The sequence below is a fragment of the Streptomyces sp. GS7 genome (genome assembly GCF_009834125.1).
In the GTDB taxonomy this organism is placed as follows: domain Bacteria; phylum Actinomycetota; class Actinomycetes; order Streptomycetales; family Streptomycetaceae; genus Streptomyces.
This window is the reverse complement of sequence record NZ_CP047146.1, coordinates 3,948,792-3,962,836: the sequence shown is the minus strand read 5'-3', so window position 1 is coordinate 3,962,836 and position 14,045 is coordinate 3,948,792. Positions and strand designations below refer to the sequence as shown.

Annotated in this window: 10 protein-coding genes; 7 read left to right on the top strand and 3 right to left on the bottom strand. The window is 71.4% G+C overall.

What is annotated here, in order from left to right; genetic code table 11:
* Window positions 1-2: 2 nt before the first annotated feature.
* The 6 genes from GR130_RS17415 to GR130_RS17390 all read left to right on the top strand — a co-directional run bounded on the left by GR130_RS17415 (window position 3) and on the right by GR130_RS17390 (window position 5,978).
* Complete coding sequence (locus tag GR130_RS17415) at window positions 3-575, top strand: YbhB/YbcL family Raf kinase inhibitor-like protein (RefSeq protein ID WP_159505590.1); 573 nt, start codon at window positions 3-5, stop codon at window positions 573-575.
* 674 nt (window positions 576-1,249) lie between these two features.
* Entirely contained in the window at window positions 1,250-2,011 is a 762-nt protein-coding gene (locus GR130_RS17410; RefSeq protein ID WP_159505589.1) for an iron-containing redox enzyme family protein, read from the top strand.
* A gap of 32 nt (window positions 2,012-2,043) precedes the next feature.
* Window positions 2,044-3,324, top strand: a complete 1,281-nt coding sequence (locus GR130_RS17405; RefSeq protein WP_159505588.1) for a pyridoxal phosphate-dependent aminotransferase — start codon at window positions 2,044-2,046, stop codon at window positions 3,322-3,324.
* 135 nt (window positions 3,325-3,459) lie between these two features.
* Window positions 3,460-4,128 carry a membrane protein YczE gene (gene yczE, locus GR130_RS17400; protein WP_159510043.1) on the top strand — a complete coding sequence of 223 codons (669 nt, stop codon included), beginning with the start codon at window positions 3,460-3,462 and terminating at the stop codon, window positions 4,126-4,128.
* A gap of 210 nt (window positions 4,129-4,338) precedes the next feature.
* Window positions 4,339-5,265, top strand: coding sequence for a 2-dehydropantoate 2-reductase (locus tag GR130_RS17395; protein ID WP_159505587.1), 927 nt, complete (start codon window positions 4,339-4,341; stop codon window positions 5,263-5,265).
* A 506-nt stretch (window positions 5,266-5,771) separates the two neighbouring features.
* On the top strand, window positions 5,772-5,978 hold the full coding sequence (locus GR130_RS17390) for a hypothetical protein (protein ID WP_159505586.1): 207 nt from the start codon (window positions 5,772-5,774) through the stop codon (window positions 5,976-5,978).
* 421 nt (window positions 5,979-6,399) lie between these two features.
* Here the strand turns inward: GR130_RS17390 and GR130_RS17385 are convergent, their stop codons facing one another.
* The gene (locus GR130_RS17385) at window positions 6,400-7,140 is read right to left on the bottom strand and encodes a CHAP domain-containing protein (protein ID WP_236573080.1); all 741 of its coding nucleotides are present in this window, start codon (window positions 7,138-7,140) and stop codon (window positions 6,400-6,402) included.
* A gap of 728 nt (window positions 7,141-7,868) precedes the next feature.
* Between GR130_RS17385 and GR130_RS17380 the strand changes: the two genes are divergently transcribed.
* On the top strand, window positions 7,869-12,410 hold the full coding sequence (locus tag GR130_RS17380) for a cation-translocating P-type ATPase (protein WP_159505585.1): 4,542 nt from the start codon (window positions 7,869-7,871) through the stop codon (window positions 12,408-12,410).
* Window positions 12,411-12,587: 177 nt separating this feature from the next.
* Here GR130_RS17380 and GR130_RS17375 read toward each other — a convergent pair whose 3' ends face one another.
* Both GR130_RS17375 and GR130_RS17370 read right to left on the bottom strand, forming a co-directional pair.
* Window positions 12,588-12,818, bottom strand: coding sequence for a ferredoxin (locus GR130_RS17375; protein ID WP_159505584.1), 231 nt, complete (start codon window positions 12,816-12,818; stop codon window positions 12,588-12,590).
* The gene (locus tag GR130_RS17370) at window positions 12,815-14,035 is read right to left on the bottom strand and encodes a cytochrome P450 (RefSeq protein ID WP_159505583.1); all 1,221 of its coding nucleotides are present in this window, start codon (window positions 14,033-14,035) and stop codon (window positions 12,815-12,817) included. The genes GR130_RS17375 and GR130_RS17370 overlap by 4 nt, the downstream gene beginning before the upstream one ends.
* Window positions 14,036-14,045: the final 10 nt, after the last annotated feature.

The following is a 14,045-nucleotide window of genomic DNA, read 5'->3' as shown; positions in this document are numbered from 1 at the left end:
CCATGGCAGTGCTTGGCAAGTTGCTGAAGAACCGACGAGCGGGCCAGGCGGGCCTCGCCTGGAACGCACCGAACCTGGACGGCGAGAGCACCCTCGCGCTGAGCAGCCCGGACTTCGACGAGGAGGCCACGATCCCCACCGTCCACGCCGCGAAGCGAGTCGGCGGCCGGGACCTGTCGCCGGCCCTGACCTGGTCCCCGGCACCCGACGCCACCGCGCAACTGCTGCTGGTCGTCGAGGATCCCGACGCACCCACCCCGGCGCCGTTCGTCCACTGCGTCGCCCTGCTCGACCCCTCGGTGACCGGACTCCCCCAAGGGCCGCTCGACGCCGCGAACCCTTCCGACGGCGTACGCCCGCTGCGTTCGGGCGCGGGCCGCGGCTACTTGGGGCCGGGGCCGATCAAGGGCCACGGCCCGCACCGGTACGTGTTCCAGCTCTTCGCCCTCGCCACACCGGTCACCACGGGATCGAGCGGCGCCACCCTGGACACCGCAAGGCCACGCGACGTACTGGCCGCCGCCGGCGACGTCCTCGCCCGCGGTCGTCTCGACGGCTTCTACGAACGCGCCTGAGCCGCCGGGCCGCCGGGCCGCCAGGCCGCCGACGGCTGGCGGCCGGTGTCCCGGCGTGGCCGACCATCGCTCCTCGGCAGCAGGGCCGACTGCCGGTATTGCTCACCAGGTCGTGTGCGCGACCGTGCCGCCCGGACGGGAAAGCGCGCATGGACCGGGTCGCTCGACCGGAATTCCCGGACCCGGAGTATCTTTTCCCTGAGCCGGTGGCGAACCGGCCGGTAAACTACCGGACATTCGGCATCCGTTTCCACAAACCCGCCCGGATTTTTCTGGTGTGACCTGCCGCAATGCCGCAGTTCACGCACGCGGGTCGACATCCGGTTCATCCCTCCGACCTGGCGGGTGCATTCCCACACAGGCGGAATTCCGCATCTGGCCGGTTGTCACCTGTTCTCGGTTACGGTCGCTACGTCACCGTGGATCTCGACCGAGCCGAAGTGGCCCTCGCGGCTTACCGAAGGGGAACTTCTAGGGATCGATCCCGGCTGCCTTCGTAAGGCGAGAGGTAATACGAGAGGCCATGGCCGCCGTCCGAAACGGCTTCTGATGGTGAGCGCGTGACTCACCCGACCCACGGCTTCGGTAAGACATTCATCCAGTGGATCGCGGGCCCGCCCGGCAATCCTGCGGGCCGCCGTTCAACACCTGCGTACACAGGGGGTAGCAGCGAGATGACGAACTCCACCGAAGTCCGACTCCACGACCAGGTCACCGCGCTCATAGAGGGACTGGATAAGCACCGCGTCTACGGCAACGACTACTTCGCGTACCTCGAAAACACACCGTGGACCGACCGGGCATACGACTTCCACCGCGCCAACTTCTTCCACCGGACCGAGGGCACGGTCAAAGGCATAGCCCATGTCTGCGCCCAGGCGGCGGCCCACGACGACCGCGACACGCTGGTCCTGTTCTCCCATATCCTCAACGAGGAGACCGGCAACGGCGAAGCGGCGCACTGCCACGAGCTGCTGATGGAGAACTCCCACAACCTCTACGGCCAAACCGAGTTCGGCCTGCCGTCGCTGCTCGTGCGGGAGGCGCGGGACAGCGACCTGGTCATCCCCGAGACGGTGGCCTACCGCGAGCGCACCCTGGAGCTGCTGAGCAGCAACTACCACCGGATGCTGGGTGTGGCGATGGCCCTGGAGTCGCACGCCGACAAGATGCTGCAGGTCTGCCGTACGGCATTCCGCAACAACCGGAAGGAGCTGCCCGCGGCCGAGTTCGTGGACGGCGTCGAGATCTACTTCAACGTCCACGTCGGCGACGAGGGCGTCGAGGAACGCCACGCCGCCGACGCGAAGAAGTGCGTTCTGAACAACTGCCACACCGATGCGGACGTCGCCGAGATCTCCTATGCGGCGACCGAGACCCTCAACATCCAACTGGACATGTGGAACGCGATGTACAAGGCCGTGGCCACGAGTTGAATTCCGCAGCGGGAAAGGTGGCACCTACCATCGTGCAGAAGAATCGCGGCATCTCCGATGCCATACTGCGGATACCGGAATCAGCGACTCACGGGACCGCGGCGAAGCTCGCGGCGCTCAATCGCGGACTCGCCGGGGACGAGCGGATCATCGATCTCAGCATCGGCGCACTGGACACGCCCACCGATCCCCGGATCGACCGCGGTGTCGTCGAGTTCGTGCAGACTCGCTCGGACACGATTCATGCGTTCGCGCCCATCAAGGGATTTCCGTTCCTCCTGGAGTCCGTCGCCGCGCGGGTGGCTCGCCTCCACGGAATCACCTACGACCCGGACAGCGAAGTCATGGTCACCCCGGGCGGTGTGAAGGGTTCGATTTCGGTGGCGTTCCACGCGCTGCTGAATCCAGGCGACGAGGTCGTCATTCCGGTGCCCAACTGGCCGCACTACGCCGACATGGTGCGACTGCACGAGGCCGTCCCGAAAACCGTCCGGGTCACGGCGGACGACGGCTTGACGGCGCCGGCTCTCGAAGGCGCGCTCTCGGAGCGAACCAAGATCGTCGTCCTGGGCGACTGCATCAACCCGACGGGCAAGGTCTACTCGACCGAGGAGCTGTCGGCGCTGGCCGGGATCATCGCCCGGCACAACCTGCGGCGCGAGGCCGGCGGTGAGAGCCCCGTCCACGTCCTGTTCGACACTCCTTACGAGGCCCATGTCAGGGGCCCGCGCGCCAAGACGTTCGCCGCCATCGACGTCCGGCTCCCCGACGGCGGCCACTGCTCCATGCGGCCGTGGACGGTGGCCGTGACCGGCCCGGGCAAGACCTACGGCATGCACGGCGACCGGATCGGCTATCTCTGCGGTCCACCGGACATCGTGGAGGCGTCCGCACGCGCACAGGTCAACCTCACCTCGTTCGCCTCCACTTACGGCCAGGTCGCCACGCATATCGCGCTGCGGCCGGAGATGGACGAGGTGGCGACCTCCAGAGCGAGGACCGCGCGCGCCCATCTCGACGCCATGGTGAAGGAACTCGCCGCGGTCCCCTCATTGCGGATCAACGTCCCGCAGGGAGGGTACTTCCTCTTCGTCGACTTCTCGGCCTTCGCCGACGCCTACGGAAAGCGGGGCCACCGCACCGCCGACCGGTTCCTGCTGGACGAGGCGAAGGTCGCCACGATCTGCGGCAACCACTTCGCGGAGAGCGAGCCCCTGGACCACTTCGTACGGATCAACTGCGGCCGGACGGGTGCGCTCCTGAGCGAAGCCGGCAGACGGATCAGGCAGGCCCTGAGCCGCCTGGAGTCCTGACACACAGTGAGGCAGGCACACCCACCGGAGGCGACTGGAGTGGAGCAGGAGATCACGGACACCTACAAGCACCGGCTCCGGCGCCGCCAGGAGGAACGCGACGAGGAGCGGGCCGCGTCCCGCACGCGCCCGCCCCTGCCGCCCCTCAGCTACGCCCCCCTCGGTGAGCGTCCGCTGCGGCGCTTTCCCCAACTGCTCGTCGGGCTCGCCCTGTACGGGTTCAGCCTCTCGGCCATGGTGCGCACCTCTCTGGGCGTCAACCCCTGGAGCGTCCTCTACGAGGGGCTGGAGCACCACACCCCCCTGAGCTTCGGCATGATCAGCGCGCTCCTCGGCGTTCTCGTGCTCCTGCTGTGGATCCCCCTCAAGCAGAAGCCGACGTTGGGTACCGTCGCCAACATCATCGTCGTGGGATCCTCGTCCGACCTGGGCCTCTCGCTCATCCCCCAGCACCTCGGGCTCGCGGCCCGGGTCGGCCTGCTCATCGCGTGTGTGGTGCTCAACGGCCTGTCCGTCGCCGTCTATGTCGGCGCACGCTTCGGCCCCGGCCCCCGGGACGGACTGATGACCGGCACGTCCGCCGCGACCGGGCGCTCCATCCGGCTCGTCCGCACCCTGATCGAGATCACCGTGCTCGGCGTGGGCTGGCTCCTCGGCGGCAGCGTGGGCGTCGGCACGGTGCTGTACGCCCTGATGGTCGGCCCGGTCACCCAGTTCTTCCTGCCCTGGTTCGCCTACCGGCGGACCTCCGAACACTCCGTGGAGACGGCGGGGACCGTGATCCGCAGGCGCATCCGGCGGTAGTCTGCGGTGGGTTGGCACAACTGCCCGGAAGGCCCCGGTTCGCGTGCGCGGCGGTGCGGCACCCGGCCCGGGCCCACCGGTCACCCGTGCCCGCCCGAGACCACCCGCCGGGGTGCGGCACGACCGACTCCCGCACCCCGGTCACCGCGGGACCGGCGCCCACACCGTTGCGTACCGGCGGGGCACCCGCCCACAGGAAGGAGCACCACCGTGCGTATCGCAGTTCTCGGCGCGGGCGGCGTCGGCGGGTACTTCGGCGCCCGCCTGGCAGCAGCGGGCGCGGACGTCACCTTCGTCGCCCGCGGCCGGCACCTCGAAGCCCTGCAGCGCCGCGGACTGCTGGTCCGCAGCCCGATGGGTGACGTCCGCACGCCATCCGCGCGTGCGGTGGCGGGCGTCGGCGAACTGGGCCCCACCGACCTCGTCCTCCTCGCGGTCAAGCTCTGGGACACCGAGGAGGCCGCCGCGCAGCTCGGCTCCCTCACCGACCAGGGGACGGCCGTACTGTCCCTGCAGAACGGGGTGCACAAGGACACCGCGCTGCGCCGCCACCTCCCCGAGCGGAACATCCTCGGCGGCGCCTGCTTCATCTCCGCCCACATCGAGGAACCCGGCGTCGTCGCCCACACCGGCACGCTCCAGAGGATGGTCTTCGGCCCGTACCACCCCGACCGACGGCCCCTCGCGGAGGAACTGCTCGCCGCCTGCCGCGCCGCCGGCATCGAGGCCGAGATCAGCGACGACATCGCCCGGGTGATCTGGCAGAAGTTCGTCTTCCTGGTCGGGTTGTCCGCCACCACCGCCGCCGTGCGCCGTCCCGTCGGCACCATCCGGGACAACCCGCGCACCCGCGCCCTGCTCCGCGACATCATGGCCGAGACGGTGGCCGTGGCCCGGGCATCCGGCATCGCACTGGACGAGACGCTCCCCGACGACCGGCTCGCCTTCGTCGACACCCTGCCCCCGGACATGACCTCCTCCATGCACCACGACCTCGAACGCGGCAACCGCCTGGAACTCCCCTGGCTCAGCGGCGGCGTTGCCGACCTGGCCGCCGAACTGGGCATCGCAGCGCCCCGCAACCAGACCGTCGCCGACATTCTCGCCCCCTACACACTCGGAATGCCGAAGGACTGAGCAGACGTCCCGGCCCGCCCTCGGCACCAGGCGATGGGCGTGCTCCACCAGCGGCTGTACAGACCGCTGATGATGGTCAGGACACTCCGCGCCAACCCGCCGACGCCCGGCGTGGAACGGCTCGACGAGCTGATCGACGGCCGCGTACACCAGGGGACTGGCCCGGGACTTGAGGGAGTTGGATCGCACCCACCCCTCGACACGGTTGCCGGGATCGACGGCACGCACCTGATGCTGCCGGAACTCCCGTGTGAGCCCGCCGCGTTGCTCGAAGGGTCCCCACGCGACACGGCCCCTTCGGTCGGTTCAGGGTTCGGTTCTGACGTCGGCCTTCCGCTTCCAGAGTTGATGTGTACAGCACGTGAAGGCTGTGACGTTTGATCCACCACACCCGCGCGGGCGTGATTTGCTCAGGCTCATGGCGGGACTCGTACCAAGGGTTCCCGCTGCAGTGCGTGCGTTATGCATTGCGACCCACTCCCAGAGAAGAAAGGACGCTCAACCTCATGAGCAACACCTCTCCGATTGAGACCCGCGAGATAGCCGACGCCGACCTCGACGGCATCGCCGGTGGTCTCTCCGTCGGCGGCACCCTGGACGGCCTGACCGCGAAGGTCACCCAGGGCCCCGGTGGCGTGCCGGTCCTGGAAGGCTCCATCAAGTCCGTCGGCATCACCGTGTCGGACATCCCCCTGGGCCCGATCGCGCTCTGAGGCACGGCTTTCGCGTGGTGCTCGGTCACCGGGCCCCGGAACCATTCCGGGCCGCCAGGGGGAAACCCGGCTTCCTGCGTGACCTATGGGGTAGCTGACAAGTCTGGGCTGCCGTAAGGGAGTTCGGCGATCCGAGGCCGGGACGAACGGGGACCGTTGCTCGCCGGCGGCGAGCACACAGCCTGTTCCCGCCTCGGGGTGAGCCGACCCGGGCCCGCATCAGCCGCTTCGGCCCTGCTTCGCCCCGCCGGGCAACGACACGGCGGGGCGAAGCAGGGCAGCGCCCCGAATCGACCCACAGCGCCCGAAGGGGCGGGGACGGGAGCTGTGGCGACAACCAGGCCCGCGGCGTGCCCACCACCACGCCACGAGCCGTAGCGGTCCGCCGGACGAACCGGCCAACCGCTACGGGACGTTGGGGCTAGTTGGTGGGAGAGACGTAACCGCTGATCGACATGCCCCAATACGAGCTGTCGCCCACCGCCCCGCTGTACGGGCCGTCGTGGTGGGCGGAGGCGGTTGCGGGATCGTTGGTGACCTCGTTGCCGCCTATGCTCTCGATGGTCCCGTCGCCATTGACCGCCGTGACGATGGCAACGTGATCGGCCTGTCCGCTGCTGCCGTTGTAGTTGAAGACGACTGCGTCACCGACGTGGGGCTCCGGATGCAGTCCGGCACCGTACTGTCCGAAGCTTCCGGCCGCCGGAGTCAGTCCGTTGACGTTGTAGCCCGCCTGCGCCCAGACCCACGCCGCGAAGTCGGCGCACCAGTTCTCCGGGGAGCCACCGGCACCCGTGCAACTGGAGTTGTACCCTTGTCCGCCCGCGCTGTTCGTGTCACAGGCATGGTGGTCGAGATTCGCGTTGGCGACCGTGACGATGTCGTCGGTGGTGGCCGACGCCGTGCCTGAGGCCAGCATGAGGGCCGGTACCGCCAGGGCTGCTGCCACCGTGCTCCTGACCATCGCGTGACGAGCCTTCCGGGATGTCATGATTCTCCTCTCCGCTTCGAATGGATCGGACGTCATCGCGGTGAGCCGACGCCAGTGATCGGCCGCCGGCCGGGCCTGCTCCACCCACTGCCGAGGGCAGTGCGCGTCCCAGTGCTCGCGCACCGCGAACACGTCTGGCAGGACGGTAGAAACACCCGATGGAATAGCCATGAAGAGACTGCGCCCGCCGGTCCGGGACGCAGACGCCCCGTCGAAGCGCGGGGCAGAGCCCGCTCGTTGGCGGCGTGCGGCTCCCCCGGCGTCCTGTCCCGCCCCTCCTCCCCTCTCCGCTGCCAGCCCCCCTCCGGCACAAGCACCCCGATGTCCTGGCAGACCGTTGCCACCCCGCGGAAGACAGCGTGGGCACACCGCTGCGTGACCCATGCGCGGTCGGGCGGTGCCAGGAACCGCACCATGTGTGCGCGGCGACGGACGAGGCGAGCAGGGGAACCACTGCGTCAGCCGCCGGTCGTCCTCGTGGGACAGGGCCGTGAGGGATGCAGGGATGTGGTGGACACGGGTTCCGGCATCGTCAGCGCGGCGGGCGCGGCCGAAGGGCCGGAGGTGGCTGGTGGTGACCGTGGGCGCCGCAGTGGTGGGGCTCAGGCAGCCGAGCGCAGGAACGGGGGTGGGGAGCAACGGCTCGGCGGCCGGTGAACAGCGCTGTTCGCCAACGGCCGCCACCTCCGCCAAGCGGGTGGAGGGCGCGCCGAAGGCCCCATCGCTCCGGGTTCGTGGCCGGCGCGAAGGTACGGTGCCGATCTACGCCGAAACGCCGTCGGGTCAGGTGGCCGGCTGACCCGTCCGGCACAAACGGTCGGCTGCCCGGCCGTCTCGGGCACAGCTCTCTCCCCGTACCGCGGTCGCGACCGGTGTGGCTTTCTCGCGAAAGTAGGACAGTGGTGCTGCGTTTGCTGACCCGTCTGCCCGCGGCCGGTCTGGGTCTGGCGCTTGCCTTTCCGACCCGGGTCGTGCGCCATCTCGCGGCCCCCGCCGACGTGCTCCGGCGCGGGGCCGCCGAGCTTGCCGCCGTCGGTGTGCGCACGGCGGCGAACGCCACGGCCGAGGCATCGGCCACGGCCGTACGGGTGACCCGGGTGGCTCGTCGCGCGCTTTCTCCCGACGACGGTTGCTGGCGCGCCGGAAGCCGGCTGCAGCTGCCCCTGCGCCCCTGCCCCGGCACCACCGATGCCATGGGGCGGGAGAAGGCCGCGGAGAAAGTGGCGGCCGCGGTGCGGGAGCACCCGGACGTCCTTCTTGCCTACTGGGACGGCGGTCTGGGCAGGTTGGTGGTCCGGGCCGAGGAGGCACTGGCCGGGGGCGTCGAGCGCCGGGTGAGGGAGTTGGCCGACGGGTACGGGCTGGAGCACTCCGAAGGTGGGGACGAGCCGTCCCCACCACACCCGGGGGGCGTCGGTGATGTCCGGGCGACGGCGCTGGCCCTGGTCTGTGACGCGGCGGGCGTCGCCACGGCGCTGACGGCGCGGGTGATGCGGCTGAGGCAGGCACCGCGGCCGGTCACCGCGGCGGTGGCGCTGCTGCGGGAGGACTCCCGGGTCCGTGGCGTGCTGCGCCACCGGCTCGGTGCGGCAGGGACCGATCTGGTGTTGGCGGCGGTCAATGCCGCCGCACACGGCCTGGGCCAGTCGCCGGTCGCCCTCGTCCTGGACGGGGCCCTGCGAACGGGCCAGTTGGTGGAGGCGATGGTCCGGGCGGCCGCGTTCGACGCCGCACACGACACCCTGTGCGTACCGGACCGGCCGAGTCTGTCCGGGGACGGGCTGCCGCGGCCGCCGGTGCGGCAGAGCCCGGGCCAGGCGTATGCCGATACCGCGGTCACGGGAAGCCTGGTGGGCGCGCTCGCCACGCTGGTGTTCACCCGCAGCCCGGCGGGTGCCGCGGAAGCGGCCCTGGCCGGATCGCCCAAGGCGGCACGCTACGGGCCCGCGTCGTTCACGGCCGCACTGGGCATGGCGCTGGCCCAGGACGGGTTGCTGGTCCGCAGCACCGAGCGGCTGCGGCAACTGGAACTCGTCGACACCGTGATCCTGCATCCGAGCGCCCTGCACGGCACGTGTCGCACCGTCCTCGACGTCCGTTCCACCGCGGCCTCGTGGGACCACGACCGGCTGTGGCACGCGGCGACCGCGGCGCTGCACGGCTCCGGCGGCGCGACGGCCGGCGTCGACGGGATGGTGGTCAACCTGCGGCCGACGCCCGGCGAGGAGCCGGCGGGCACCGGCTCGATGATCGCGTCCGTGGGCGCGGAGGACGTCGGCGTCGTACGGGTCGGGTGGGAGCTCGACCCGCTCGCCGAGGAGGTGCTGGACGCGGCGCGCCGGGCCGGCCTGAGCGTGGTGATGGTGGACGACCCTTCGCTCGGCGAGTTCGGCGCCCTGGCGGACACCGTCGTCGCCCCCGAACGGCCGCTGGCCGAGGTGGTGCGCGGGTTGCGGGACGACGGAAGGGTGGTGCTGACCGTCGCCAGAATCCGCCACGAGGACGCCGAGGGCCACCGCCTGCTGGCGGGACTGCTGGCCGGTGATCTCGCCCTGTCCGTCACCGACGGGCGCAGTGCCGTGGTCTGGGGCGCGGACGTTCTGGTGCTGAACGGGCTGGAGGGGGTGTGGCGTCTGCTGGCCGCCGCTCCCGCCGCGCGCGCCGTCGGTCGCCGCTCCAAGACCCTCGCCCAGTCGGGGGCGGCGCTGTCCGGGCTGCTGGTGGTCACCGGAGGTGCTCCCGCGCGCCGTGTGCTGCTGCCTGCCGGGATGGCGCTGAGTCCCGTCAACGCCGCTGCCGGCGCGGCCTTGTTCACGGGCTGGCGGGCCGCGTACGGTGCCGCCGGCCGCGAGGCGCCCCGCCCCGGGCCACGCGTGCCCTGGCACACCCTGCACCCCGTGGAGGCGCTGTCGCGGCTGGCCGCGCGGCCCCGGACCGCACCCACGGCGTTGTCCAGGGCCCGTACGCGCGCCGATGCCGTGGCCCGGTTGCCGGTCTTCACTCCGGCGCGCCTGGCGATGTCCCTGTTCACGGCCGTGCGCGCGGAGCTCGACGATCCCCTCACCCCTGTCCTCGCGGTCGGCGCGGCTGCTTCGGCGCTCCTGGGGTCCACCGTCGACGCGCTCCTGGTCACCGGTGCGTTGGGCATGAACGCACTCGTGGGCGGGGTGCAACGGCTGCGCGCCGAGCGGGCGTTGGCGGCGCTCGCGGTGGGCCAGCGGCAGACGGTCCGGCGTGTGACCGACCCCCGGAGCGGGGCGACGGCGACCGTGGACGCCGCCCGGCTGGAGCCGGGTGATCTGATCGAACTGGTCACGGGCGACGTGGTGCCGGCCGATGCCCGACTACTGGAGGCGGCCGAGCTGGAGGTGGACGAGTCCGCCCTGACCGGTGAGTCGCTGCCGACCCGCAAGCAGGTGGCCGCCACTCCGCGCGCAGCCGTGGCGGACCGCAGTTGCATGGTGCACGAGGGCACGACGGTGGTGGCCGGCCGGGGGCGTGCCGTCGTGGTGGGGACCGGCGCCCAGACGCAGGCGGGGCGTGCCGCGTCCCTGGCCTCGCGGGCGCCCTCCGCCGCGGGCGTCCAGGCACGACTCCAGGAACTGACCAAACGGGTGCTGCCGCTCACCCTCGCCGGCGGCGCGGCGGTCACCGCGCTGTCCCTGCTGCGGGGCAGGCCGGTGCGCGAGGCGGTCGGCGGCGGCGTCGCGGTAGCGGTGGCGGCGGTCCCGGAGGGTCTCCCGCTCGTGGCGACGGTCGCGCAACTGGCCGCGGCACGCAGGCTCAGCAGGCGCGGGGTGCTGGTGCGCACCCCGCGCACGCTGGAGGCGTTGGGCCGCATCGACACCATCTGCTTCGACAAGACCGGGACCCTGACCGAGAACAGGCTGCGCGTCGTGCGCCTGGTCACCACCCAAGGCGCCGCCTACACGACCGACGACCCGGAGCCCGCCGCGGTGTTGCTGACCGCTGCCCGGACCTGCGCGGACGCGGATGAGACGGGCGTTCACGCACACGCCACCGACGAGGCCGTACTCACCGCGGCGCCGGTCGACCGGAAGTGGGTCCAGAGCGACGCCCAGCCCTTCGAAGCCAGCCGCGGATATGCGGCCGCCGTCGGCCAATGCGCCGATGACGAACCGCAACTGGTCGTCAAGGGGGCACCCGAGGTCGTCCTGCCGTGCTGCCGGGACCTCCCCCCTGATACGGAGGAGAGAGCGCAGTCCCTGGCCGGTGAGGGCTTGCGGCTGCTCGCCGTCGCCCGGCGTCGGCTGCCTCCCGGCGAGGCGCCCGACGCGCTCGACAAGCCGCTCCAGGGGCTGGAGTTCCTGGGGTTCGTGGCACTGGCCGACACGCCACGGGCCAGTTCCGCTCCCCTGGTGGCCGGCCTGCGCCAGGCGGGACTGCGACCGGTGATGCTCACCGGTGACCATCCGCAGACCGCTCGCGCGGTGGCGGTGTCCCTGGGCTGGCCGGAGGACGTCGCCATGGTCACCGGCGATCAGCTCTCCGCCCTCGACCGGGCCGGCCGGGCCGAACTCCTGCGGGACTGCGGTGTGGTGGCCCGCGTCGCCCCGGAGCAGAAGCTCCAGGTCATCGAGGCGCTGCGGGCGGCGGGGCGGGTGGTGGCCATGGTCGGCGACGGCGCGAACGACGCCGCCGCCATCCGTGCCGCGGACGTCGGTGTCGGCATCGCGGCCCGGGGGTCGGCCGCGGCCCGGAACGCGGCGGACCTGGTCCTGACCGGTGACGAGCTGTCCGTCCTCGTCGACGCCGTCGCCGAGGGCCGGGCCCTGTGGCGCAGCGTGGGCGACGCCATCAGCATCCTGATCGGCGGCAACTTCGGCGAGGTCGGCTTCACCGTGCTCGGCACGCTGCTCGACGGTGTCTCCCCCCTGTCCGCACGGCAGTTGCTACTGGTCAACCTCCTCACCGACATGTTCCCGGCCATGGCGGTGGCCGTCACGCCGCAGAACGGGAAGCCGGGCGAGGAGACCCCCACGGCCAACACCCCGGTGGGCATCGCGGCCCTTGGGGCTCCGCTGACCCACCAGATCCGCCAGCGCGGCCTGGTCACCGGTCTCGGCGCGGCCACGGCGTGGCTGATCGGCCGGCTCACCCCGGGCTCGGCCCGGCGCACCGGCACCATGGCACTGTGCGGAGTGGTCGGCGCCCAGCTCACCCAGACCGTCAGGGACCGGCAGCACAGTCCCCTGGTGATGGCGACCGTCTTCGGCTCGGCCCTCGTCCTGGCCGGTGTCGTCCAGACACCCGTGGTCAGCCACTTCTTCGGATGCACGCCGCTGGGTCCGGTGGCCTGGACGGGGGTCGGCGCCGCGGTCGGCGTCGCCGCGCTGTCCCCGTGGGTACTGCCTCCCGTCGAACACCTCCTCAGCCGCGTGGCGGCCGCGCTGCGCCCGACCGTGCCCGTGCCGCGCTGACGGTCGACCGACCCACGCTTCCCCTGCCGTGCCGGAAGGCGACCGGTGCCGTTGTGGGGCGGCGCGGAGTCGGGCCGGTCGGGTGCGGCGTGGACGACCGTCAGCACGGCGCCGGTGTGCCTGACGCGTTCCGGCACCACTCGGAGTGCTGGTGCTGCACCCCGAAATCGCCTCCGTTCAGGCGCTGTTGAAGACCTCGGCGATCCGGAGTGCGCGGGACGGGCAGAGCGCGGCGGCCTCGCGCGCGGCGGATCGGGCCCCGGCGCCGGGGCGGGGCTCCAGCACCGTGACGATGCCGTCCTCGTCCTGGTCGAAGGTCCCGGGGGCGGTCAGCGCGCACACGCCGGCGCCGACGCAGACGGTCCGGTCGGCGGTTACCCGCGGCGCCGCTCCTTCCGTACCGCTCACCAGGTCACCGGGAGTTCGTTGACGCCCTGAATCGTGGTGCCCGGCCGCAGCGTCAACTGGTCCACCGGTACGGCCAGTCGCAGCGTGGGAACCCGATCGAGCAGCGCGGTCAGGATGACGTCGAGTTCCAGGCGGGCCAGGTTCTGGCCCAGGCACTGGTGGATGCCGAAACCGAACGCGAGGTGATGGCGAGCCGTGCGGTGCACGTCGAAGGTGTCCGGGTCCTCGAACACCGTACCGTCGCGGTTGGCAATGGAGTTGACGACGATCACCCCCTCGCCGGCCCGGATGAGCTGCCCGTCGATCGCGATGTCCGCCTTGGCCACACGGCCGCCTGCGATGTCGGCGATGGCGAGGTAGCGCAGCAGTTCCTCGACCGCGCCGGGGATGAGACCGGGATCGTCGCGCAGAGCGGCGTACTGCTCGGGGTGTTCCAGCAGGGTGATCACGCTGAGCGAGGTCATCGAGGCGGTGGTTTCGTGGCCGGCGACGAGCAGCAGCAGCGCCATGGAGATCAGCTCCGCGCGGTCGATCTCGCCGTTGGCCAACTGGTCGGCCACCAGGCTGCCGATGAGCCCCGGGCCGGGCTCGGCCTGGAACCTGGAGATCAGTCCGTCCAGGTAGCGTTCGAGATCGTCGCGCCCGCCGACCGCCTTCTCGGGATCCGTGGACTGCACCAGGCGCCTGCTCGCGTCCTGGAAGAAGTCGTGGTCGGCGTAGGGCACTCCGAGCACCCGGCAGATCACCATGGACGGCACCGGCAGGGCGAATCGGCTGACCAGATCGGCGGGCGGTCCGGCGGCGAGCATCTCGTCAAGGAAGCCGTGCACGATCTGCTCGATCTCCGGGCGCATGCCCTTGATCCGCTTCACCGTGAACTCGCTGATCGTCATCCGCCGCTTGGGGCCGTGCTCGGGCGCGTCCATCCCGATGAAGCCGGGTTGGCGGCCCCGGACCACCTGGAACCGCGGCGAGGTGGCGGGGAATCCGGCGTGACCGCGGTCGGAGGAGAGCCGGGGATCGGCAAGCAACCTGCGCGCCGTCTCGTGCTTGGTCACCACCCATGCCTGGCGGCCGTCGTAGAGGGTGACCCGCTGCAGCGGGCCGGCCGCATCCCGCAGCCTGGCGTAGCCGTCCGGTAATTGGTAGGGGCAGCTTCGGTCGTTCGGGAAGGCGGGGGTCTCCCCTGTCTGTGGCGTTGTGGCGATCTCCGTCATCGGTTCCCTC

What these genes read in the sequence shown, in the direction of transcription:
- GR130_RS17415 (WP_159505590.1), top strand. Translation starts at nt 3, where the DNA reads ATGGCAGTGCTTGGCAAGTTGCTGAAGAACCGACGAGCGGGCCAGGCG.
- GR130_RS17410 (WP_159505589.1), top strand. Translation starts at nt 1,250, where the DNA reads ATGACGAACTCCACCGAAGTCCGACTCCACGACCAGGTCACCGCGCTC.
- GR130_RS17390 (WP_159505586.1), top strand. Translation starts at nt 5,772, where the DNA reads ATGAGCAACACCTCTCCGATTGAGACCCGCGAGATAGCCGACGCCGAC.
- GR130_RS17385 (WP_236573080.1), bottom strand. Translation starts at nt 7,140, where the DNA reads ATGGCTATTCCATCGGGTGTTTCTACCGTCCTGCCAGACGTGTTCGCG.
- GR130_RS17370 (WP_159505583.1), bottom strand. Translation starts at nt 14,035, where the DNA reads ATGACGGAGATCGCCACAACGCCACAGACAGGGGAGACCCCCGCCTTC.